Origin of the sequence: Coprococcus eutactus (genome assembly GCF_001404675.1) — a bacterium.
GTDB lineage: Bacteria > Bacillota > Clostridia > Lachnospirales > Lachnospiraceae > Coprococcus > Coprococcus aceti.
Genome location: NZ_CYXU01000003.1, coordinates 122,896 through 145,323 on the forward strand (window position 1 = coordinate 122,896; position 22,428 = coordinate 145,323).

General features: G+C 46.0%; 22 protein-coding genes. 1 reads left to right on the forward strand and 21 read right to left on the reverse strand.

The genetic code is table 11. The annotated features are described in order from the left end of the window. The first annotated feature begins 7 nt into the window (after nucleotides 1–7). On the forward strand, nucleotides 8–649 hold the full coding sequence (locus tag ARA78_RS07660; RefSeq protein WP_022217543.1) for a phosphoribosyltransferase: 642 nt from the start codon (nucleotides 8–10) through the stop codon (nucleotides 647–649). 125 nt (nucleotides 650–774) lie between these two features. Here the strand turns inward: ARA78_RS07660 and ARA78_RS07665 are convergent, their stop codons facing one another. From ARA78_RS07665 to ARA78_RS07760, 21 genes are all read right to left on the reverse strand, one after another. After that, on the reverse strand, nucleotides 775–2,346 hold the full coding sequence (locus tag ARA78_RS07665; RefSeq protein ID WP_055271937.1) for an extracellular solute-binding protein: 1,572 nt from the start codon (nucleotides 2,344–2,346) through the stop codon (nucleotides 775–777). Further along, complete coding sequence (locus tag ARA78_RS07670) at nucleotides 2,343–3,134, reverse strand: ABC transporter permease (RefSeq protein ID WP_015534261.1); 792 nt, start codon at nucleotides 3,132–3,134, stop codon at nucleotides 2,343–2,345. Before ARA78_RS07670 ends, ARA78_RS07665 begins: the two co-directional genes overlap by 4 nt. After that, nucleotides 3,134–3,934, reverse strand: coding sequence for an ABC transporter permease (locus tag ARA78_RS07675; protein ID WP_015534262.1), 801 nt, complete (start codon nucleotides 3,932–3,934; stop codon nucleotides 3,134–3,136). The genes ARA78_RS07670 and ARA78_RS07675 overlap by 1 nt, the downstream gene beginning before the upstream one ends. A 14-nt stretch (nucleotides 3,935–3,948) precedes the next feature. Continuing rightward, nucleotides 3,949–5,397, reverse strand: a complete 1,449-nt coding sequence (gene potA / locus ARA78_RS07680; protein ID WP_015534263.1) for a polyamine ABC transporter ATP-binding protein — start codon at nucleotides 5,395–5,397, stop codon at nucleotides 3,949–3,951. 33 nt (nucleotides 5,398–5,430) lie between these two features. Further along, the gene (locus ARA78_RS07685) at nucleotides 5,431–5,655 is read right to left on the reverse strand and encodes a hypothetical protein (protein WP_015534264.1); all 225 of its coding nucleotides are present in this window, start codon (nucleotides 5,653–5,655) and stop codon (nucleotides 5,431–5,433) included. Between the two features lie 636 nt (nucleotides 5,656–6,291). Then, on the reverse strand, nucleotides 6,292–7,185 hold the full coding sequence (locus ARA78_RS07690; RefSeq protein ID WP_055271938.1) for a hypothetical protein: 894 nt from the start codon (nucleotides 7,183–7,185) through the stop codon (nucleotides 6,292–6,294). Between the two features lie 52 nt (nucleotides 7,186–7,237). Next, a complete protein-coding gene (locus ARA78_RS07695) occupies nucleotides 7,238–8,449 on the reverse strand; it encodes a M20 metallopeptidase family protein (protein WP_055271939.1) in 1,212 nt (403 codons plus the stop codon). Continuing rightward, on the reverse strand, nucleotides 8,446–9,228 hold the full coding sequence (locus ARA78_RS07700; protein WP_022217537.1) for a TraX family protein: 783 nt from the start codon (nucleotides 9,226–9,228) through the stop codon (nucleotides 8,446–8,448). Before ARA78_RS07700 ends, ARA78_RS07695 begins: the two co-directional genes overlap by 4 nt. 314 nt (nucleotides 9,229–9,542) lie before the next feature. Then, on the reverse strand, nucleotides 9,543–11,000 hold the full coding sequence (locus ARA78_RS07705; RefSeq protein WP_055271940.1) for a glycoside hydrolase family 32 protein: 1,458 nt from the start codon (nucleotides 10,998–11,000) through the stop codon (nucleotides 9,543–9,545). 22 nt (nucleotides 11,001–11,022) lie between these two features. Continuing rightward, nucleotides 11,023–11,196, reverse strand: a complete 174-nt coding sequence (locus ARA78_RS13890; protein ID WP_227135321.1) for a hypothetical protein — start codon at nucleotides 11,194–11,196, stop codon at nucleotides 11,023–11,025. Between the two features lie 82 nt (nucleotides 11,197–11,278). Then, on the reverse strand, nucleotides 11,279–11,953 hold the full coding sequence (locus ARA78_RS07710; RefSeq protein ID WP_055146237.1) for a V-type ATP synthase subunit D: 675 nt from the start codon (nucleotides 11,951–11,953) through the stop codon (nucleotides 11,279–11,281). Between the two features lie 278 nt (nucleotides 11,954–12,231). Then, the gene (locus ARA78_RS07715) at nucleotides 12,232–13,602 is read right to left on the reverse strand and encodes a V-type ATP synthase subunit B (RefSeq protein ID WP_004850771.1); all 1,371 of its coding nucleotides are present in this window, start codon (nucleotides 13,600–13,602) and stop codon (nucleotides 12,232–12,234) included. 4 nt (nucleotides 13,603–13,606) lie between these two features. After that, a complete protein-coding gene (locus ARA78_RS07720) occupies nucleotides 13,607–15,370 on the reverse strand; it encodes a V-type ATP synthase subunit A (RefSeq protein WP_022217533.1) in 1,764 nt (587 codons plus the stop codon). A gap of 269 nt (nucleotides 15,371–15,639) precedes the next feature. Beyond that, nucleotides 15,640–15,960, reverse strand: coding sequence for a V-type ATP synthase subunit F (locus tag ARA78_RS07725; RefSeq protein WP_055271941.1), 321 nt, complete (start codon nucleotides 15,958–15,960; stop codon nucleotides 15,640–15,642). Further along, nucleotides 15,953–16,924, reverse strand: coding sequence for a V0D/AC39 family V-type ATPase subunit (locus tag ARA78_RS07730; RefSeq protein ID WP_015534272.1), 972 nt, complete (start codon nucleotides 16,922–16,924; stop codon nucleotides 15,953–15,955). The genes ARA78_RS07725 and ARA78_RS07730 overlap by 8 nt, the downstream gene beginning before the upstream one ends. Nucleotides 16,925–16,938: 14 nt before the next feature. Beyond that, nucleotides 16,939–17,541, reverse strand: coding sequence for a V-type ATP synthase subunit E (locus ARA78_RS07735; protein WP_022217530.1), 603 nt, complete (start codon nucleotides 17,539–17,541; stop codon nucleotides 16,939–16,941). Nucleotides 17,542–17,565: 24 nt separating this feature from the next. Next, nucleotides 17,566–18,039 (reverse strand): V-type ATP synthase subunit K, encoded by a 474-nt coding sequence (locus tag ARA78_RS07740; protein ID WP_004850778.1) that lies wholly within the window; start codon nucleotides 18,037–18,039, stop codon nucleotides 17,566–17,568. A 28-nt stretch (nucleotides 18,040–18,067) separates the two neighbouring features. Beyond that, entirely contained in the window at nucleotides 18,068–20,095 is a 2,028-nt protein-coding gene (locus ARA78_RS07745) for a V-type ATP synthase subunit I (RefSeq protein ID WP_055271942.1), read from the reverse strand. A 37-nt stretch (nucleotides 20,096–20,132) separates the two neighbouring features. Further along, nucleotides 20,133–20,444: a vacuolar (H+)-ATPase G subunit gene (locus ARA78_RS07750; RefSeq protein ID WP_015534275.1), complete on the reverse strand. Its 312-nt coding sequence runs from the start codon at nucleotides 20,442–20,444 to the stop codon at nucleotides 20,133–20,135. 379 nt (nucleotides 20,445–20,823) lie between these two features. Beyond that, nucleotides 20,824–21,249 (reverse strand): ribose 5-phosphate isomerase B, encoded by a 426-nt coding sequence (gene rpiB / locus ARA78_RS07755; RefSeq protein ID WP_015534276.1) that lies wholly within the window; start codon nucleotides 21,247–21,249, stop codon nucleotides 20,824–20,826. Nucleotides 21,250–21,291: 42 nt separating this feature from the next. Next, the gene (locus ARA78_RS07760) at nucleotides 21,292–22,344 is read right to left on the reverse strand and encodes an L-threonylcarbamoyladenylate synthase (protein ID WP_015534277.1); all 1,053 of its coding nucleotides are present in this window, start codon (nucleotides 22,342–22,344) and stop codon (nucleotides 21,292–21,294) included. Nucleotides 22,345–22,428: the final 84 nt, after the last annotated feature.

Here is a 22,428-nt window from a genome sequence, read left to right on the forward strand (position 1 = left end):
TTAAACTATGGAAAACATGACAACCAAGATCACATCGTCTTATAATAATGCACTGGACATCAAGGTAGTTGACGGACATTTTGCAACTAACCATTCCCACATCAACAGATACATCGATATGACAACCATCAAAAGCAGAAGAAAGATGGCTCTCGCTGCTGCCAAATCCATGGCTACAGAGTATGTTGCAACAACGATCGTTGACACCATCGTCTGCATGGACGGAACAGAGGTTATCGGTGCTTACCTCGCAAATGCCCTCACAGAGAACGGTATCGTGTCCATGAACCAGCACCAGACCATATACATCATGACACCTGAGGTTCATTCTTCAGGCCAGCTCATATTCCGTGATAACCTTCAGCCAATGATCAAGAACAAGAACGTTCTCCTTCTCCTTGCATCGGCAACCACCGGCAAGACAATCAAGCAGAGCATCGAATGTATTGAATACTACGGTGGAAGCATCTCAGGAATATCAGCTATCTTCTCAGCTACAGACGAGGTTGCAGGCCACGAGGTTCACTCTCTGTTCAGCAAGAAGGATATCGACGACTATGCTTCTTATTCCGTTGACGAGTGCCCTATGTGTAAGGCCGGCAAGAAGATAGAAGCCATTGTCAACAGCTATGGTTATTCGATGCTGTAATACCACAGAAACAACGCAGCCTTTCCCTTGCCACTCACATAAACTAAAACGGCTGCCTCGATGGCATATGGCCTTTCTTACCGAAAACCACATACCATCAAGGCAGCCGTTTATTTTATATTATTCTATTTTCCAAGATAAAATTTCTTTGACCTTTTATGATATACGATCACTCCGGCCAGTGCACCGATCACCGCTGCCACAATAAACCATGCCCATGTCGGCACATCTTTGATATTGTAGCATCTGATGTTGATCCACATCTGGTTGATATCCTTGGTGGCATCCTCATCGAAATACTCCATGACCGCACTTCTCTCTATGGCGTCCTGTGACGGATACTGAGCCCCAAGCTGTCTGTTGACCTGTTCCGCAGGAGCTCTGAGAACGTAGTCAGGATCTGAGTTGTCCCCTGTGAAGAAATATCCAAGTGGATAATCAACAACATCCTCCTCGTCATCCTCTGCACCATAAGTGTAATCCAGATAAGAATATACCGTATCGTCATCCCCACCTGCTATGACTGAGGTATAACCAATGTAATACATGTTGCGGACTGCATTGTCAGGTCTTGACACGAAGTTGATAAACGCCTCGGCCGCCTGCTTTCTGTCAGCGTCACCGTCTATTCCATTTTTCAGCATGACCCATCCGTCAAAGTACAGATTTGTGCACTCCTCAGGGACCGCAAAGTCAAGCTTCACACCATCCTCCTCAGCCTGATCCATGGCATAAACTGCATCTCCTGACCACTGGTAATTCGCAACAACCTTTCCTGTTATCATGTCTGCCTTACCGCTGTCAGTCTCAAATGAATACACATTATCCTTTATGTCCTGAAGAAGATCCTGTGACTTTGCTATAGTCTCAGGACTGACATCGTTCATGATATCCTTGAGCTGCTCTGAGTAATCATCCTGAGCCCTGAATTCAGTGTCCATCAGCTTGTCCCTCTGCAGTGCTCCGACTGCGGCAAAGTAGGAATCTCTGACATTGTCTTTTATGGTGATCTGTTTTGCAAACTTAGGGTTGTTGAGGACTGTCCATGTTCCCGCCTCGTCAGCGGTCATCTTCTCCGGATTGTACAGAATTCCCGTAATTCCAAACATGAAGCCAGCTGCATATTTGCTCCAGGTCTCTCCATTTATCTCATGCGTCTCAAATGTATCTCTGATGTATGGCGACACACCATTTATATAATAATTCTTGTCGTTGTTCTCATCGAAAAAGTCATCGGACAAAGGCTCAAGCTTGTTCTCAGACATAAGCTTCATGATCATGTACTCCGAAGGACATACAAGATCATACACATCGCCGAGAGTCAGCATATTATAGAGATCCTCATTGGTGCCGAAGCACGAATACTGAACATTCACCTTCACACCATAATTCTCGTAATACCAGTTCTCGAAATCCTCCACCATGGAATTCTCACCAAATATAGTTGTTCCATTGTCCAGTTCCAGGGCTTCGTCTTCATCCCAACCACCCTCGTCAATGTACTCTTCCCAGCTGCACACCCTGAGAGTGACCTCTTTTTCAGTAGCAGATGCGCCGTCACTCTTGACAGAAGCAGCATCTCCTGTATCCTCCGCTGCCATTACCGGCAGCATCTGTCCGGCAAGCAAAGAAACAGCCATGACTGCTGCCGCCAGCTTTCTGGAAATCGAACGTCCAAAACATCTATGTCTTATCATCGCTCCACCTCTTTCTTTCTTCCGGCCACATTCATAGCCACAACGATTATGACAACCAGTGCAAAAATGACTGTTGAGAGCGCCCACAGGGCTGTCTTAACTTCCGTCTGTGAACCCTTTGTCGCATTTACAACGTAAGTACTTATGGTGTCAAATGTCGCAGGCTTGGTGTATGTCGCGATGAAGTAATCATCCAGTGACAGTGTAACAGCCAGCGCAAATCCCGAAATAATACCCGGAAGTATCTGAGGTATCACTACCTTTGTGAGTCCCTGGAAAGGTGTAGCTCCCAGATCTAACGCAGCCTCATACAGACTGCTGTCCATCTGCTTGAGCTTTGGCACCACTGACAGATATACGAAAGGTGCCGACAAAACCACATGGCCGATGACAAGTGGAACATAGCTGTCCTTGCTCATGCCAAATGCAACTATGAGCAGTATACATATAGAGAAACCTGTCACAACATCTGCATTTACAACAGGCACCTCATTCATGGCATTTATCGATGCTGAAGCCCATTTTTTTGAATAAAAAGCACCTATGGCACCGAGTGTTCCGAGTATGGTTGCTATCAGTGCTGAACCTGCAGCCAGAAACACAGTTCCAACGATCATTGACCTCAGCTCGTCCTTGGTGAACAAAGTCACATAATTGTGAAGCGACCATCCGTGAATGCTTCCGATATTTGCCGATGTTGTAAAGCTGTAAACAGCCAGTATCAATATAGGCATATATATGAGAAGAAGCATAATGCATATAAATATAATCTTAGACCATTTCTTCATTATAACAACGCACCTCCTCTGCTTCCGCCGTCATCATCCGTGTACTTGTTTGTCACAAGTGTGAATACAAGTATTATCACAAGAAGGACGAGTGCTATCATGGAACCGCCGTTCCAGTTGTATGCTGAGAAGTAGCTTCCTATCAGACTACCCATGATGTATGTGCTGTTGTAAAGCATGTCAAGCACAACATAGTTAGTCATAGATGGCAAAAATACCATAACTATTCCGCTGACGATTCCCGGAACGGTGAGCGGAAGTGTGACCTTGACAAATGTCTGGAAGCTATTTGCCCCAAGATCCACAGCGGCCTCCATAAGGCTGCCGTCAAGCTTCAATATGGTTGTGTATATAGGAAGTATCATAAATGGCAGAAAATCATATGTCATTCCTATAACCGAATTGAGAAACGGGTGGAATGCCAGATTGCCCTCTATAACCGTGAGTACCTCCTTGAGTGCTGTGATCCTCAGTGTGAAGTTGATCCACATCGGGAGCACGAACATCATGACAATTACCGATTTCCTTTTCATCTCACTTCTCGCAAGTATATATGCGATCGGATATGCCAGCAGCAGACACACCAGAGTAGTCACTATGGCAAGCAGAAAGCTGTACGCCAGAGTACCTATGGTGTTCGGGCTGGTAAAGAATCCCGTCAGATTGTCAAATGTAAACCTGCCCTCGCCGTTGGTGAAGGCATAATAAATAATTACAAACAGTGGTGCAACTACAAAGCATATGAGAAATAATGCGTATGGGATGCCCAGCTGTTTTCTTGAAAAACGTAAGCCGTTCATGTTCATCCCTCCATCTATTTCTTAAGTGAAAACTTCATCTTATCCTCTGGAATTATCAGGCTGACTCTGTCCTCCATGTTCCACAGGTACTCGTCATCCACGATAAAGTCCTCCTCATTGTCAGTTCTCACCACATAGCTGTAGTGGTCTCCCTTATATATAAGATTGATGATATGTCCGCAGATTATACCAGCTTCCTCGTCATCACTCATGTCGATATCCTCTGGAAGTATAGATACTATTACCTTGATCTTCTCACGATCTATCGCCTCACCATTTGCATCCACCAGCACGCCATCCTTCATGGCTGAACCCGGAACGATCTCCGTGAGGTCGCATGATACCTTACCGTCAAATACGCCGAGGGCATAATTTCTATTGACTGAGCTCTCAATCTTGTTGATTGCAGTCTCTGATATCATGATGTGGATTCCATCAGGCTCAACATTGAGACCAACCTTATCTCCAACCTTGGCGGACTTTGTGGTCTGAATAACTATCTCATTCCTTCCGGACTCAACGGTGATCTCATAGTGTACACCCTTGAACACAACAGATGTCACAACTCCCTTTACAGCGCCCTGTTCAGGTGTAGTGATCATCACATCCTCCGGTCTTACTACAGCGTCCACCTTTGTTCCGATCTCCACGTCATCCAGACAGACAAATTCTGCACCACAGAATCTTACCTTTAACTTGCCCGTCATAATTCCGTTGAAGATGTTACTCTCGCCTATGAAATCCGCAACAAATGCATTCTTTGGCTCATTATATATATCTTCAGGAGTTCCTATCTGCTGTATCTCACCCTCGCTCATGACAACTATCTTGTCTGACATGGTGAGTGCTTCCTCCTGGTCATGTGTTACATAGATAAAAGTGATTCCCAGCCTGTCATGCATTCCCTTGAGCTCTATCTGCATCTCTTTTCTCATCTTGAGATCCAGTGCGCCAAGAGGCTCATCCAGAAGAAGTATCTCCGGCTCATTGACAAGAGCTCTCGCTATAGCTATTCTCTGCTGCTGTCCACCCGAAAGCGTGGCGACTTTTCTGTCCTCAAAGCCCTCAAGGTCAACCATTTCAAGGACCTTCTTGACCTTCTTCACGATCTCTGCCTTAGGAAGCTTCTTGAGCTTGAGGCCAAATGCTATGTTGTCAAAGATATTCAGATGTGGGAACAGCGCATACCTCTGAAAGACCGTGTTGATAGGTCTCTTATTTGGTGGAAGCTTGCTGATATCCTGTCCATTCAGTAATATCTCTCCTGAAGTAGGAATCTCGAATCCTGCTATCATTCTAAGTGTCGTGGTTTTTCCGCAGCCTGAAGGGCCTAAGAACGTGACGAACTCGCCTCTCTTCACTTCGAGGTTAAAGCCGTCAACTGCTGTGAATCCATTGTCATAGGTCTTGACAATGTTTTTCAATTCAATGATATTGTTGGAATTATTGTTGTTTTTTTCCATTTATTTCCTCCTTAAGTATCGTGACATACTCCGTCACTTACTTACAGTGCCCCAACAAAGCGCATTTGTCATCTGCCATTCCAAATGGACGACAAGAGCGACCGCCCCGCCGTCAGCGGACAACAAATCCACGCTCCATGTATCACTGCTGTATATCTCACCAGCCCGGGGAGCAAATAACGAAAAGCCTATCTGATAGCTCTCCTCGCATGAGCACAACTTTATCTTGCCCTCATACTGTCGGGGAATCAAAAACATGTTAAGAAAAAACCCCTTTATGATACCGGGTGATGGCATGGATCATGGTTAGTAGCCCTATCCTCCTGCCTCTCCATGTCGAGATACATTTTAAGGCACGGTATCCAGGGTAAAATAGCTAACAGACTTCCTATTTTTCCCAAAATCCATGAAGATCATTCTGCATTTTATGCAGAAAAATCGACCCTGTCTCCAAACATTCCGCATATTCGCGGCTGCATCCCTGCAATTTGAAACAAAGTCGATTTATTCTAACATATAATCATTGGTAATGATATATATTTTCATTTAATTCTTTAACAAAACAGGTCGTTACCTGTTATTTCATTCTGAACAATTCCGGAATGACTCAAGAGGCAGTCACATTTTACTGAATCCGTCAAATCCGAATCGCTATTCAAATAATAGCTAATAAATTCTAGATCAGAAGTACCGCCAACTGCACCAGTGCTGACAGCCATATGAGAACCACCAGATATATCTTTGCCGCTTTTGTCATGTCGAACCTCCACACACAATAATCCATCACTCTTCAGGACATGCTATGCAAAACCTCAGAATATTCTGCAACACATTCTATATTTATTTTGTTCAATAAGAGTATTTTTATGCCTGAGTTCGGAAGTTTCCACAGTATCATCTGATAATCCTTCTTTCCGTTTTCCCATATTTCCATGTATATACATACGTAAGCTTCATCTGCCCGTGCTCTGACTGCCATTCAAGATGTCCGTCTTTCATCCGAAAATCTATGCCCAGCTTGTCCGTGTCTATCTCTCCTGGCTGGTATGTTCCATCTTGACCGTCACTAGATACATCGCTGATACCAGCGACCTCGTATCTCACCTTCTCAACATCCGCCTCCACCTGCGCTTTGGCCATGTAACCAGCCGCAGAAAACATAGCCAGATCAAAAATCACGGATACAAAGCCAGCCAAAAGTACAGTCATTATCTTCTTAAACAGATAGGTTCTTATCTTTCTGTCATCGACTGGTTCAAGCCTTCCTCTATATCTTCTATTGTCAGACTGTCTATAATATACAACTGCCCCAGCCACCCAGAATACAACAACAATACACAGGCATATTCCAGGAAGCGACACTCCGGGGAGCCAGCGCCACCACCCTACATAATACTTTATGACCACCACTGCAAAACAAAGTGCACATGCAGCCGTGATACATGCTGATATCACGCTATCCCTGTCCCTTCCATCAACGATGCAATAATCTTCTCGTTCTCTCGGCAGATTTTCCAGCACACAATTATATTTCCTTCTGTCATCTGGAACCTCATATCCGGCCTTGATCAGTTCTCTCAGGTACAGCCATGCGTCTAGGTAGGCAAGCCACAAACCAACCATAGGGCAAAATGTAATAACGCTGATCACCATCATAACATCGCAAAATGTACTGACAATATCATCAAAAAACACACCACAGATCATTCCTGCAAGTGTAGGAACAGATACCACCACCGCGGTGATCAGAATTATACGCATTACGCGCCTGTCATATTTTATCTTCATACGTCTTTACCCCATTTTTGAACATAAAATAACTTACTATCTCTTACATGCACTACATCAATGCCAGCCCCACAAACATCTTAACTGCTGTCTCTATGATCTCATCCGGGAACTCGAATCCCGCCGTATGGAGCTGGGCATGATCCTCACCATCGCCTACGCCGAAGAATGCTCCCTTTGTCTCCTGCAGATAGTATCCGAAGTCCTCCGACCACCTCATCGGCTCAGCAAGTTCTGTGACCACAATATTCTGGTCAGCAGCACATTTTCTAAGTTTGTCCACATTCACAGCATGATTTTCCGTTGCCGGGAACCGCTCTATCTCCTGTATATCAAGGGTGAAGCCCCCATCGTCCGCAGTATTTTGTGCAATCTGCTTTATCTCATCCACATACACGGCAAATACCTTTTCTCTCTCAGCCCTCACCGTCATGCGCAGCGTTCCTTCTGATGCAGCCACACCGTAATTGGCACTTCCAATATCCATTCCGATGAGCGTCATCCTGACAAATTCCCTGCTGCGGTTGTACTCCTCAGTAAGCTTCTCTATCTCCAGCAGCAGCCTGGCAAGCGCAGGCCCCGGATTCTTTCCCGCCTCAGGATATGCCGCATGGCTGGCTGTCCCTATCATATGTATCTCAAGCCCCGTTGATGCGCATGCAAATGTTCCATCTATCGTCAGCACATGATTTCTCGGATATCCCGGTATGTTATGAAGTCCATAAATCTCACCTATATTCTTTTCAATTATAAGATCTCTGCACAGCCTTGCCCCGGCACCGATCTCCTCTCCGGGCTGAAAGATAAAATAGACATCCCTGTTAATTATCTGATTCTGGCAAATTGCCCCGGAATCGTTATTTCTATCACACACATGCGTATTTTCGCATTTCTCCATTGCACGGGACAGCCAGACCGCAGCCCCACATAATATACTGCTATGTCCATCATGCCCGCAGTAATGTCCCGGCTTTCCATCCTGCCCACACACTGCATCCATGTCTGCCCTGAACGCGATCGGTGTTCTTTCTTCATCCCATATTCTGTCATCAGAAGATTTCAGCACCGCATAAAACCAAGCACCTCTATCCACGATCTCAAGGTCAGTATTCTCCCTGAGAAACGACATGAGCACCGCCTTAGTCTGCATCTCATGCATCGAAGCCTCAGGAATGCTGTGAAGCCTGCGCCTGAGGTCATATATCTTTGTCATCAGCTCTTTGTCAATTTCCATAACGCCTCCGTGCTCCTTCTCATCTATCACAGCCCAAGACACATCCTTATAATACCGAGTATCAGCATATGCACTGGATAGAACAGGTAATTCACCAGCTTATTCTGCCTGCCGCGCTTGCCATTGTATGTCAAAGTCAGTCCAAACCCCAACAGTGCCCACGGTTCCTTGAACATCGCCAGGTAGCAGAACGGTATTGCAATTGCGGACTTTTCATGAAATATATACAGGAAATATCCTATAAGTATGGCATGGTAGTCATAATCAACCGCAAGATTCATCGATATAAGACACACTATGGCAACTATCGGTATCGTTGCTATAAACCATACTGCCTTGGGAAGCTTCTCCATTTTTTTCCTCAGCACATCAATGATCCATATCATTGCCAGCACCATCGCCAATGTAAACATAATATTATTTGCATTCCATTCAAAGAATACGCCACTGGAGAACATGTCATAAGGGATCTCAGATATCACGCCAAATATAAGCAGCATTCCAAGATACTTCCACTTGTTTCTCGTATGAAAATATCCTTCCACCAACATATATATGAATATCGGGAAAGCTATCCGCCCCAGGACATCAAATACATCACTTACAGCCGATATTATTCCACCATCCAGATACGGATACAGCAATGTCTTATTCGTATGATCTATGAGCATTGAAATGAACGCTATATACTTAAGCTGTGCTCCGGAAAGCAGACCTATTCCGTTCAATGTTATTTTTCTGCACGTTTCACAAGTTGCACCCTCTGCCTGCTCAGAGTTATTTTTTATTTTATAATTATGAACTTTCATGCAATTTCTCCTTTGTTTTCCCAACATTTACTGATGTTTTAGTCCTAATAAGTACAGTAGTCGTTTTTAGGCCCCCGCACTGATGCACTACCACACTTTTCAACAGTGTTTTCACTATAAGTATAACATAACTGCATTGAATAACAGAGCTTAACTTTTTCTCAATACGCTTAAATTTATGACATTGCACATTTACATGTAGTCAGCATATTTGCTGGATAAATAAACAAAATACCAGTCTGCAAAATCAGATGTTTTTCTAATCTTTGCAAGCTGGTATTCGATCACCCTCTGTGTCAATCAGAGCATATGACCTATATGTTCAGATCGTATTTCTCCACCTCAAGTTCCACACATCCGTCAGTTTCAAATACAATATCCTGAGCATTGCGCGGTGTATATATAACTGTAGACAGCACCTGTTCTCCATCATTTACAAATATCTCTATGGAATTCCAATCCATCACTATTCTCATTTTTGAAAGTCCATTGCCATTCTTGATTTTGACCTTGCGCACACAGTTTGTATCACGTATCCATCCCGCAAATGTTCTGTCTATCTCAAGCATTTGTGCTCCCGGGGTATAGCTGACATTGGTTTCATGAATCTCATTCTTTGCAAAGTGCATTGTAAAATGTCCGCATTCAGCTTTCTTTATATCAACTGTCATATCGATAACTCTGCCGTTAATGCCTTCATATGTCTTCTCACCACGCAAAGTATCATTAACTACCAGCTTGTTCTGCCTGTATCCACAAAGCTCTCTGACCGGAGTCTGAATCAGCTTGCCGTCAGAGATCATTAGTTCTCTTGGAACTGACATCATACATGCCCACTTCTGTCCACGTGGCAGCGTATTTACGCTGTCCCAAGACTGCATCCAGCCAATCATCACTCTTCGTCCATCAGGTGTTCTTATAGTCTGTGGTGCATAAAAATCAAATCCACTGTCCACAGATACCGCTTTTTCATACTTGAAAATATGTTTCTCTTCATCCACATCGCCTGTGAAGAATACCACGTTATTTCCATTGTGAAACTCTCCATCTGCTGACATGTCCTGTGGGGATACTATAAGCACCTTATGTCCATCCATCTCAAAATAGTCTGGGCACTCCCACACTGCGCCAAATCTGCCTGTTTCATCCTTTGCAAATACTGATTCAAATTTCCAGTTGTACATATCATCTGAAGAGAACAGTACAACCTGAGGGATTCCATCATATGTCCGGTTTCCAGCCAGCATATAGTACCTGCCGTCCGCATCCTTCCAGACCTTCGGATCTCTGAAATCAGCACGGCTGCAGTCCTCCGGCATGATCTTCCCATCAACAACAGGATTGCTGGATATTTTTTCATAACTAATTCCATCGCCTACAGCCATACACTGGTTTTGTATAACATTCTTAGTTCCATCAGCCAGTTTTTCCTCAACTACTCCTGTATAGAACAATACATGCTTCCCGTCATTCTCTATTGCAGTTCCTGAAAAGCAGCCAAATGCATCATAATCCGAGTCAGGTGCCAGTGCTGTTGGAAGCTCCTCCCATCTTATAAAATCATCTGAGGTGGAATGTCCCCAGTGCATAGGTCCCCACTCCGTGCTGTATGGATGGAACTGATAAAACAAATGTGCCTTTCCCCCATATATGGAAAATCCATTAGGGTCGTTTAACCAGCCCACCGGAGTTGTAAGATGGAACTCCGGCTTGTCTGCTCTGTCTACTCTGTTCTTTTCTATATATTCATCTGCCTTCTGGCATGTATACATACTGTGACCTCCTTCTGTTTGATTAGATTGTTTTTTCGGTTGTGCTGTCAAAGAAGTGCAGCTTATGTGGCATGAATACGAACGAAACCTTGTCGCCTATCTGGCTTATCTCATACTTTGATACTCTTGCAACAGTCTTGCTTCCCGCAAACTGGAAATACAGATTATTTTCATTTCCCGTCCACAAGAAGATCAAACCGCCCACACCCTTTTATTTATCTGAGGTGTGGGCGGTTTTTATCAAAACTTTTGTCCTATAAATTTAAATATCATTCTGTCTACTGCACATGCTCAAACTGATGCTCTTTGTAGTGATGAGCCTCCTCCAGCATCATGTCCTTGACCTTCATAAGTCTGACCTGGGTGCTTCGCTCATTCTCATCAAGCTTCATGCTTATATACTTTATTCCCTCCCGGGTCTCCGGGATGATGACATGCTCAAGAGCATTTACACGCCTTCTGGTCTTCTCTATCTCCGCTGCGAGCATCTGGCAGGACTTCTCCACCTCCGCAAGTCTCAGCATATCAGGAAGTATATCCGAGAGGGACTTCACTGCATCGTCCAGCTCTCCGGATGTAAATGCAAATCCATACGAATAGATGTCATTTGAATTTGCGCTTTTCGTCTTATAGTCGTACACAGGAATGTCAACACTCATTACATTCCTGTCGCCAAGGGCGATCCGCACCTCCTGCTTCGGAGCCATGAGCGCCGTACTCAATGTCTGCTCATTCATACCCGCCTTCGCTATTACAAAGCCTGTGTTGGCAGCTTTGATGCCAGCCTCAACCTTCTTTCTCAGTTCCATATTCTCTCTTGCCATGTCAAGGAACTGCCTCATCAGCTCATCTCTTTTATCTTTCAGGAGCTTATGGCCTCTGGATGCCGTGACCAGCTTCTTCTTAAGCCTTGTCAGCTCCATTCTGGTTGGATTAACCACAACATTAGCCATCTGTCTTCTCCTTTCTTCCAAATATATTCTCAAGCTACTTGACATGTATTACAAAGACAACGTGTATATGGCAATTTTGAATGTCGTACATTTAATTGTGTCCCCATTGCGGCATATATTGCCAACCGGGGGTCGCTTCCGCTTATTTCGGTCTGCAGCGGTACTAAGGTGCCGCTTGAGGCGCCACCTAAGAACCGGCGACCTCAAACTCCCCCTATTGGCAATATATGCCGCAATGGGGACGAACACAATCTACATCTTTCAAAATTGCCTACCCACTACTTTCCGTAATACATGTCAAGCCACTTGTCGTCGATACGTTTCAGCTCGGCTCTAGGAAGAATGGAGAGAAGCTTCCAGCCTATGGCAAGTGTCTCCTCAATACTTCTGTCGGTGCCGTACCCCTGGGATACATACTCCTTCTCAAATGCCTCTGCAAACTTTGCATATATGATATCTATATCCGAAAGTGCCGACTCACCCAGGATAGTCATGAGTTCCTTGGCATCCTTTCCTCTTGAATAAGCTGCAAATAACTGGTTCATGGTGCTGGCGTGATCTCCTCTGGTCTTGCCCTCACCGGTTCCCTTATCCTTAAGTCTGGACAGTGACGGAAGTACATCGATAGGCGGTGTGACTCCCTTTCTGTACAGCTCTCTTGAGAGAATGATCTGTCCCTCTGTGATATATCCCGTAAGGTCTGGTATAGGATGAGTCTTGTCATCCTCAGGCATGGTCAGGATCGGTATCATGGTTATACTTCCATTCTTACCCTTCTGTCTTCCGGCTCTCTCATACAGAGTTGCCAGGTCAGTGTACATGTATCCAGGATAACCACGGCGTCCCGGAACCTCTTTTCTTGCGGCTGATACCTCACGAAGTGCATCCGCATAGTTCGTGATATCCGTGAGGATTACCAGAACGTGCATGTTCTTCTCAAATGCAAGATACTCAGCGGCGGTAAGTGCCATTCTAGGTGTGGCGATACGCTCAACCGCAGGATCATTTGCCAGGTTGATGAAGAGGACTGTTCTGTCTATGGCACCAGTCTCCTTGAAGCTCTCTGTGAAGAAGTTTGCCTCCTCAAACGTGATACCCATGGCTGCAAATACAACGGCGAATGGCTCATCTGTTCCGCGCACCTTTGCCTGTCTTGCTATCTGTGCTGCAAGCTGGCTGTGCGGAAGTCCTGAAGCCGAGAATATCGGCAGCTTCTGTCCTCTTACCAGTGTGTTCAGTCCGTCTATGGCTGATATACCTGTCTGAATGAACTCAGACGGATAGTTCCTGGCAGCCGGATTCATCGGCAGACCATTGATATCTCTTCTCTCATCAGGAAGTATCTCAGGGCCGCCATCTATAGGTCTTCCAAGTCCGTCAAATACACGGCCAAGCATATCTTCTGATACGCCGAGCTCCATACTCCTTCCAAGGAATCTTACTTTGCTGTTTGAAAGATTGATACCTGTCGAGTTCTCAAAGAGCTGTACCAGGGCGTCCTCACCATTTATCTCAAGGACCTTGCATCGTCTGATCTCGCCGTCCGCCAGCTCGATCTCACCCAGCTCATCATAAGCTACATTCTCAACTCCGTGCACCAGCATCAGAGGACCCGCAACTTCCTGTATAGTTCTATATTCCTTTGGCATAGTCTTAGTCCTCCTTCTCTATAGCTTCCTGAAGCTCCTTGTCAAGCTCCCTGGATATCTTCTCGTACTCTTCATCCACATTCTCAGGAAGCACATATTTGAATCGTCCGATCTTTTCTCTGATCGGCATGTTCAGAATATTTCTTATGCTTGCTCCACCGGCCAGTGCCTGCGCTGACTCCTCATAAAATGCCATGATGAGCTCCATCATCAGAAACTGCTTATGAAGCGGTGTGTATGTGTCCACATCATGGAATGAGTTCTGGTGAAGAAAATCCTCTCTGATGGATCTCGCCGCCTCCATCTTCAGTCGGTCTCCCGCTGAAAGGGCATCCATACCTACCATCTTAACGATCTCATCGAGCTCTGCCTCCTCCTGAAGCAGGGTCATCATCTTCTGTCTGTCGACCATGAACTTTTCATTTACATTTTCCTCGAACCATTTGCCCATATTGTCCACATACAGAGAGTATGAAGTCAACCAGTTGATGGCAGGAAAATGTCTCTTGTACGCAAGCGATGAATCCAGTCCCCAGAATACCTTGACGATTCGAAGTGTTGCCTGTGAAACCGGCTCGGAAATATCACCACCCGGAGGAGAAACCGCACCGATAACCGACAGTGCACCGGTTCTGCCCTCGCTGCCGAGAGTCTTGACCATTCCGGCTCTCTCGTAGAACTGTGCAAGTCTTGAACCGAGGTAAGCAGGGTAACCCTCCTCACCAGGCATCTCCTGCAGACGTCCTGACATCTCTCTGAGCGCCTCAGCCCAACGCGATGTGGAATCCGCCATGAGTGCCACCGAGTAACCCATATCACGAAAATACTCAGCTATAGTTATACCCGTATATATAGATGCCTCTCTGGCCGCAACCGGCATATCCGATGTGTTGGCTATGAGGACTGTTCTCTGCATGAGTGAATGTCCAGTCTTCGGATCCTTCAGCTCTGGGAACTCGTTCAGAACATCTGTCATCTCATTTCCACGCTCTCCGCATCCGATGTAGACAACGATATCCGCCTCAGCCCACTTTGCAAGCTGATGCTGGATAACTGTCTTGCCGCTTCCGAAAGGTCCGGGAACCGCAGCCACTCCTCCCTTTGCTATAGGGAAGAATGTATCTACAACTCTCTGTCCTGTGATAAGTGGCATGATCGGTGGTATCTTTTCCTGATATGGACGGCCCTTACGAACCGGCCACTTCTGCATGAGTGTCAGCTCCCTGTCACCCTTGTCTGTCTCAACCACACACACAGTCTCCTCAACTGTGAATTCTCCTGCCTTTATCTCTTTGATGGTTCCTGTCACACCATAAGGCACCATGATCTTCTGTGTGACGACCACAGTCTCCTGAACTGTTCCTATCACATCGCCTGCCGACACCTTATCACCCACCTTGGCAGTCGGCACAAATGTCCACTTGATATCTCTCTTCAGCGATGGGACTTCAACTCCTCGCTTCAGATTGTTACCACATATCTTCATGATATCATCCAGCGGTCTCTGGATTCCATCGTATATACTGCTTATAAGTCCCGGTCCCAGCTCAACCGACAGAGGCATTCCCGTTGACTCCACCGGTGCTCCCGGTGCAAGTCCTGATGTCTCCTCGTATACCTGAACTGATGCCTGATCTCCATGCATCTCTATGATCTCGCCGATAAGTCTGCTCTCACTTACACGCACCACGTCGTACATATTTGCATCACGCATGCCCTCAGCGATGACCAGTGGTCCGGCGACCTTCTTAATCTTTCCTGTAGCCACTTAACAGCTCACGCTCCCTTCTATACTCACTCGCTCCATAGATAATTGCGAATCCTCTTTCCGATATGATTGAGGCAGTTTAGTATATCAATCAGTGGTCGCTTCCGCTTAACTCAGCCTGCAGCGGTACTAGGATGCCGCTGACGCGCCATCTAAGGACCGGCGGCTTCGTATTCCCCTGATTTGATAATACTAAACGCCTCTATCAAAATCGAATTATACCGATTTCGCAATTACCTATATCCGCTCGTTTCACCATTATTTTCTAATCATTCTTCATTAAATAAAATATCCGAGCCTACAGCCTGCTCAACGGATTTCTTTACTCCCGCTATTCCGGCCCCTGTATTGCCAGATATCCCCGGTATGAGAATGATCGCAGGCTTCATAACCTCTCTGTATCTGTCTATCTCTTTATTGAAATCCGAAGCCAGTGCCTCGGTCATATATATGACTGCATAATTGTCCTCCGCCAGCCTTTTCAGCAACGTGACCCCATAATCCAGATTATCTACAGGGAATGTATCCAGGCCCAGAGTTGCAAATCCGTATATACTGTCATAATCGCCCATAACAGCTATCTTATACATACATCTCCCTTACCCTTTCCCTGATAGCCTCCTCCGGAAGCTGGTTCAGCTTGCATGTCAATATGATCCTGACTGTCTTTATCTCGTTGAGCCTCGCCAGAATGTACGCCACTATCGGTCCCACCGTAAATGGGTTGTACTTCTGAGGCTTTATCGTTTCTATGATACGGTTGTCACACCATCTCTCAAATGCCGATGCCGACTTAGAAAGTGCCTCTGCCCCACCGGCGTATGCTGTGTCCGCAAGGTATCTCTCTATCTCTTCCATGCCGGCCACCGCAGCCGTCGCCAGCCTGTCAATATCCAGAGTGTTGCACTCCGCCATGGCTCTCTTCATGAAATCCTTGTTTTTGCCTGTCTTCATGGATCTCACCGCTATCTTGATATCTGCAACAGCCACCGTCGTCTCTGCATAATCCCTGAGCAGGCTGTCATCTGCCTTCTTTGCAGCCTGCATGATCGCCAGCAGTGTTCCTCGGTCTATCACAGCATCGCACATCTGTCCATCTCCAGCCTGTGCCATACAGTCCCAAGCCTCCCTCGCGCAGTCTCTCATGTGTTCTGGAAGTCTGTCCCACGCCTTGTCACTTACGATGGACAGCATCTTCTGACCGTCTATCTCGGCATTGTCGAAGAACACATGGGCAGGAGTCTCCCCGGCAACCACAGTCTTGATCGCCGCCTTGAGGTTGTGATACAGATCTGGAAGTCTTATGACATCGAACACGGACATATCATCCACCATCTCAGCCACAGCAGCCCACGTCTTGTCAGTCTCCGCCCTAAGTATGTCATTTTCATCCATACTGGCTTTATCACTATCGCCCCAGCCCTTCTCTATGATGAACTGAACCGCCTTCTTGTAGGAATCCGTGGCCACGAGCTGTTCTATGACTGCCTGACTCATAAGCGTCATCTCAAGTGCCCTGATCCTGGCAACTGCATATATATATTTGTCTGCCATCTGCCTACCTCCAGCTATCTGTTATCAACAAATAATAATTCATTTACCTTGTCTGCCAAATGTTCTCTGTTCGCGTCCAGCATTGCTCTGAATGAACAGTTTTCCTCGATTCCTCCGTAGATCAGGATAAATCCTCCATCTATATCACAGTTCCCATTGGACACCTTAAGGCTTCCTCCATGAGCTGCAGCTATCTGCTCTATCTGCTTCTCAGTCTGTGGTGTAAGTCGTTTTCTGTCTTTCCCGGAGAAACATATCTCTCCGCTTTTCGGCTGTACCGACTTCTCCAGACATTTGACGATCACCTGGAAATACTCCTCATCCGGGAGCGCCACCATTGCGTCATATGCCTTATCCAGCATATTTCCAATTATTGACTGCTTTGCCGCAAGTATCGCCTGTCTCTTCTTAAGTTCTGATGAGGACTTTGCCCTGAATGATCCGGACTTTTCTGCCTGGGCAACCTTCTCTCTGGTCTCCTCATTCATCTTATCCACAGTCTTTTTGGCATTTGCAATGATGGAATCCGCGTTTCTGGCAGCCTGAGCTTTGATCTCTTCAGCTTCCTTCTGCGCTTCCTGAAGGATCTGTTCTACGATTGTTTCCAATCCCGTCATAAAGTACATCCTCCTTACAAAAAGTTATAATTTGATTCCATTTACCGCAAGAATTGATACCAGAAGTGCAAGGATCGCATATGTCTCAACCATGGCTGGGAAAAGCATCGCCTTACCAAACTGATCAGGCTTCTTTACAACTATTCCAACTGCTGCAACTGCTGTCTTGCCCTGGTGCATTGCTGATACAAGACCAACTACCGCTATTGGAAGACATGCTGCAAGCATCATAAGTCCCTGTGCTACTGTGAGCTCCTTCGGTGTTCCTGAAAGGATTCCTATGTTGGACAATGCTATGAATCCAACAAGAAGTCCGTAGATACCCTGTGTACCCGGAAGAAGCTGGATGATAAGAACTTTTGCAAATTTGCTTGGATCCTCACTTACTACACCTGCTGCCGCCTGACCAGCAACTCCTACTCCATATGCAGATCCCATGCCTGCAAGAATTACTGCAAGCGCAGCTCCCACTAATGCCAAAACCGTTCCCATTGTCATAATATTTTCTCCTCCTAAAATTGGTTTCTTATTTCTGTGTTTCTGTACCACTTACTATATCAACGTACTTCGTATTCTCTCTGAACGGCCTGAATGGATTGCCGCCGCCCTCGTAGAATTTGCCGAAGAACTCTACATACTGGAGACGGCATGTGTGCACGTATGCTCCCAGCATGTTGATCGCAAGGTTGAACAGATGTCCTACTATAAATACGATGATGAACACTATGGCTCCGAATATTCCATCGCCAGCCATGCTTCCCATCTGGTTTATTACCTGTGCTATAACTCCCGTCGCAAGTCCCAGTGCAAGAAGTCTGGAGTACGACAGCAGATCTGACAGCCAGCCTGTCAGGTTGTATATGTCATACAGTCCAAGTGCAAGTCTGAGCACCGGATTCTTGTGGTCTCTTCCCGACATGAGCACGATGATCGCAGCTCCCACAATCGCCAGTCCGTAGCTTGTATTCTTAAGCCAGCCAGGGAAATTGAACTGCATTTGTGCTATGGATGCGAACAGTTCCGTCGGCATGAGCATCAGCACAAGTCCTGTGATGAGCATGAACCACGACAGCACGTCGCATATGAATGATTTCGCATCTCCATTCTTCAGACACATATATCCCTTGAGTGCCAGTCCGCCGAACAAATGTATAAGTCCGAACAGCAAAGAGAATAACAAAAGCTTCATCGGGTCATCCAGCGGTGCAAACCATACCGGCTTGAACGTCACCTCGTGGTGGAAAAACGTCCTCGATACCACCGTTATCAGGTCTCCGAAAAAACCACCAAATAATATTCCCCATATCAGTGTGGATATACCACAGTACATGAACAGACGCAGGGACTTTTGAAGTCCGTTCTCCATCTTCGGGAATTTCCTGATCAAAATAAAACATGCCAGAAATATGATGAGTCCATACGCCGCATCGGACAACATGAGTCCGAACAGGAATATATAGAATATCGCCATCGGTGTGGTTGGATCCATCTCACCTTTTCCCGGAAGTCCAAATGACTCCAGTACGCCCTCCGCCGATGCGAACATCTTCGGATTCTGAAGCTGTATAGGTGCCGCTTCATCCTCCGGAACATCATATACATCAGCCATCAGGCTGAAATTCTCATTGAGTACAGCCACTACCCTGTCTGCATCTCTCTCCAGCACATATCCCGATATGACAAATGTGCTCTTTGACTGGAGAAGGCCTCCAAGGACCTTATATTTATCCGCCCTTATGCGGTAATAGTCAGCCAGAAGTCTCAGCTTGTCTCTGTCATCAGCCATGGATACTAGTTCATTCTTCTTGTCCTCTATCCACTGTTCGAACTCCCTTATATCCGCCCTGTACTTATCCGTCTTCTGTTCAGGTGTTCTTTTGGAGAAATACGAAATTCTTGTAAATCCATGGGATCTCAATATCTCCTCCACCCTCTGTGATACAGTTTTAATGGCTATTGCCACCATACAAGTCTGGTCCTTATCAGATCCTACAACAGTGACTGTGTATCCCGCTATCTCCGGTTCCGCAGAGCTTATATACCCCTGAATATCCGTCTCCGTGAGCCCCGGTGGCATAGTTCCGATCATCACATCCGTCTTCTCGGTCCCTGTGGTATTGATCGGTATGTCCATATTCAGCCACGGCGCCAATCCGTCTATAGCCACCTGACATTTGACTATTCCCGCCTCACAGCCGGCTATGTCCTTGCTGATCTCCTGGATCTTTTTAACCTTACGGTTATAATCCCATCTTCCAGCTATGATCTCCTGAATGTCAGCCTCTGACGCCTCCTGCCGTCCTTCCAGGCTGGCAAATATGGATTTCTCCTCCGGAGCATATTTATCAATTATCTGTAAGGCTTCATCTGTATTCTGTACTCTCTTCTCGTACTTTGCTCTCTGGCTTGTGGTACTCATCTTCCTGAAGTCATCAGTCTCTTCGTTATCAGTCTGTATCTCAACCATTCCCAGCGACTGGAGCTTCTCAAGAATTGCTTTTCTGTCCCTCTTCATGGCACAGATCTCAATCTTCTTCATAGGAAGTACCGCCATACATTTACCCCCTTTCTTAAAATGCCTGCAGGACTTTTCATCCCACCAGCTCTGCGATGATCATGGAAGTAACCTCGCCTTCCATGGACGCTGCACGTTCCCTGAGATGTGCGATCTCAGCGGTGGCAATATCCATCGCCTTCACCGTGAGCTTCTCCTCCTCAGATCTGCCGGCTCCCTCGGCACTCTTCATGCTTTCTCTCGAAGCTGATCCTGCGGCCGCGATCATATCCGCAGCCTCCTTCTTTGCAGCAGCTACTGTATAGTCGGCTTCTTCCTTGGCCTTGCGAATGATCTCGTCAGCTTCAGACTCTGCATCGGTTATCTTCTTCATAGTCTCCTGCAGCATAACATTCCTCCCTTATAAAAATTTATGAGCAGACTCAATTCCATAAACACTTCATCAAAGCATCACTTTAGATTATTATGTCAAAACTCAAGTAATATTATTTTATAATGAGTTGGCTATATTGTAAATAAACATTTTGTAAAGTTTGTACAACCCCCTTGATATTTTTTTATTGTTAATGTACAATGTGACTATGTTGATAATACTTATGTTTATCCATTAATCATTTTTCTTCCTTTTAACGCGGTTATATGTCGAACAAATGATGCAGTTTGACGAAAACCGTATAAAAAAAGATCCCATGACAGTCTTGACCATACTGTCATGGGATTCTTTTTTGAGTATGAACGGGGTCCCCCTTACGGCATAACTTATGATACTACTCAATCATTCCGATTCTTCTTACGTGACGCTCATCATTTGAGAATGGTGTGTCGAGGAATATGTCGACTATCTTAAGTGCAAGTCCAGGTCCTATGACTCTGGCACCCATAGCCAGCATATTTGCATCGTTGTGCTCTCTTGTCGCCTGTGCCGAGAAGCAGTCGTGGCAGAGTGCAGCTCTGATTCCCTTTATCTTATTCGCTGAAATCGATATTCCTATTCCTGTTCCGCAGATGATGATTCCCTTATCACACTCACCTGAGGCTACTGCCTTTGCTGCTGCCTGTCCATATACCGGGTAGTCAACTGACTCTGTGCTGTAACAGCCAAAGTTCTTGTACTCAAGGCCTCTCTCCTCAAGATGCTTTATAACCTCCTGCATAAGCTCATATCCGCCGTGGTCACATCCAAGTGCTATCATGTTCTGATTCTCCTTTTTATATAATATTTTTTTCGAAATTAACTAACAGCTTATTATCCTGTGTCCTGCAGCCTTGATGAGACGGTTCATGATGGCGTAGCCCATGTCCCCCTCCTCAAATGACTCGCTGTATATATACTGTGCACCTATGTCATCACAGGTTCTGAGCAGACTGTACAGTCCGGCAGACACAGTTATCTCGTTCTTCTTGCTTCCGGCATCGTATACGTTCTCGCATACTCCGTCATCATAAAGACTGACATTGTCAGTGTCACACAGTATCGCAGTCTTGTATCCCTGTGCCTTTTTCTCCGCAACAAGACTTCTTATCTTCTCAGCAGCAGCCAGTCTATCGCCCTCTACTATGCTGAGTTCTCCCTTTGGAGCATAGTGTGTGTACTTCATCCCCGGAGCCTTAGGTCTCAGAGCATTGTTCATACCTGTTATCGCCGGATCTATAGTCACATCGCCAACGATATCCCTTATCATCTCCGGAGTGATATATCCAGGCCGTAATATAGTCGGTCTGTCCCCGGTCATGTCCACTATCGTCGACTCTATACCGATTCCGACTGCCCCACCGTCGATGATCATATCTATCCTGCCGTCCATATCCTGCTGCACATGCTGCGCAGTGGTCGGGGATGGTCGTCCGGACAGATTGGCACTTGGAGCTGCGATATACACTCCCGAATCCTTTATGAGCCTCATGGCAACCGGATGTGATGGCATCCTGATGGCAACCGTATCAAGTCCGCCAGTGGTCGTGTGCGGAACGACCTCTTTCTTGTTGAGTATGATGGTGAGTGGTCCCGGCCAGAATGCTTCCATGAGCTTCTTCGTGTCGTCACTCACTGTCTCCGCCAGTTCATACACGCTTGATGTCTCTGCTATATGGACTATGAGCGGATTGTCCGATGGCCGGCCCTTTGCCGCATATATCCGATGTGACGCATCCGGATTCAGCGCGTCTCCTCCAAGGCCATACACTGTCTCTGTCGGAAATGCTACAAGACCACCTCTCTTAAGTATCTCCGCCGCCTGTTCATACATGCGGTCGTCATCCACTCCTGCTTTTGCAATTATAGTGTTCATCACTTTACCTTCTTCTATAATAAATTGTTATCGCTTCTATATTATTGCATATACGCCCATATTTTAGCCCAGCACCGCATGTGT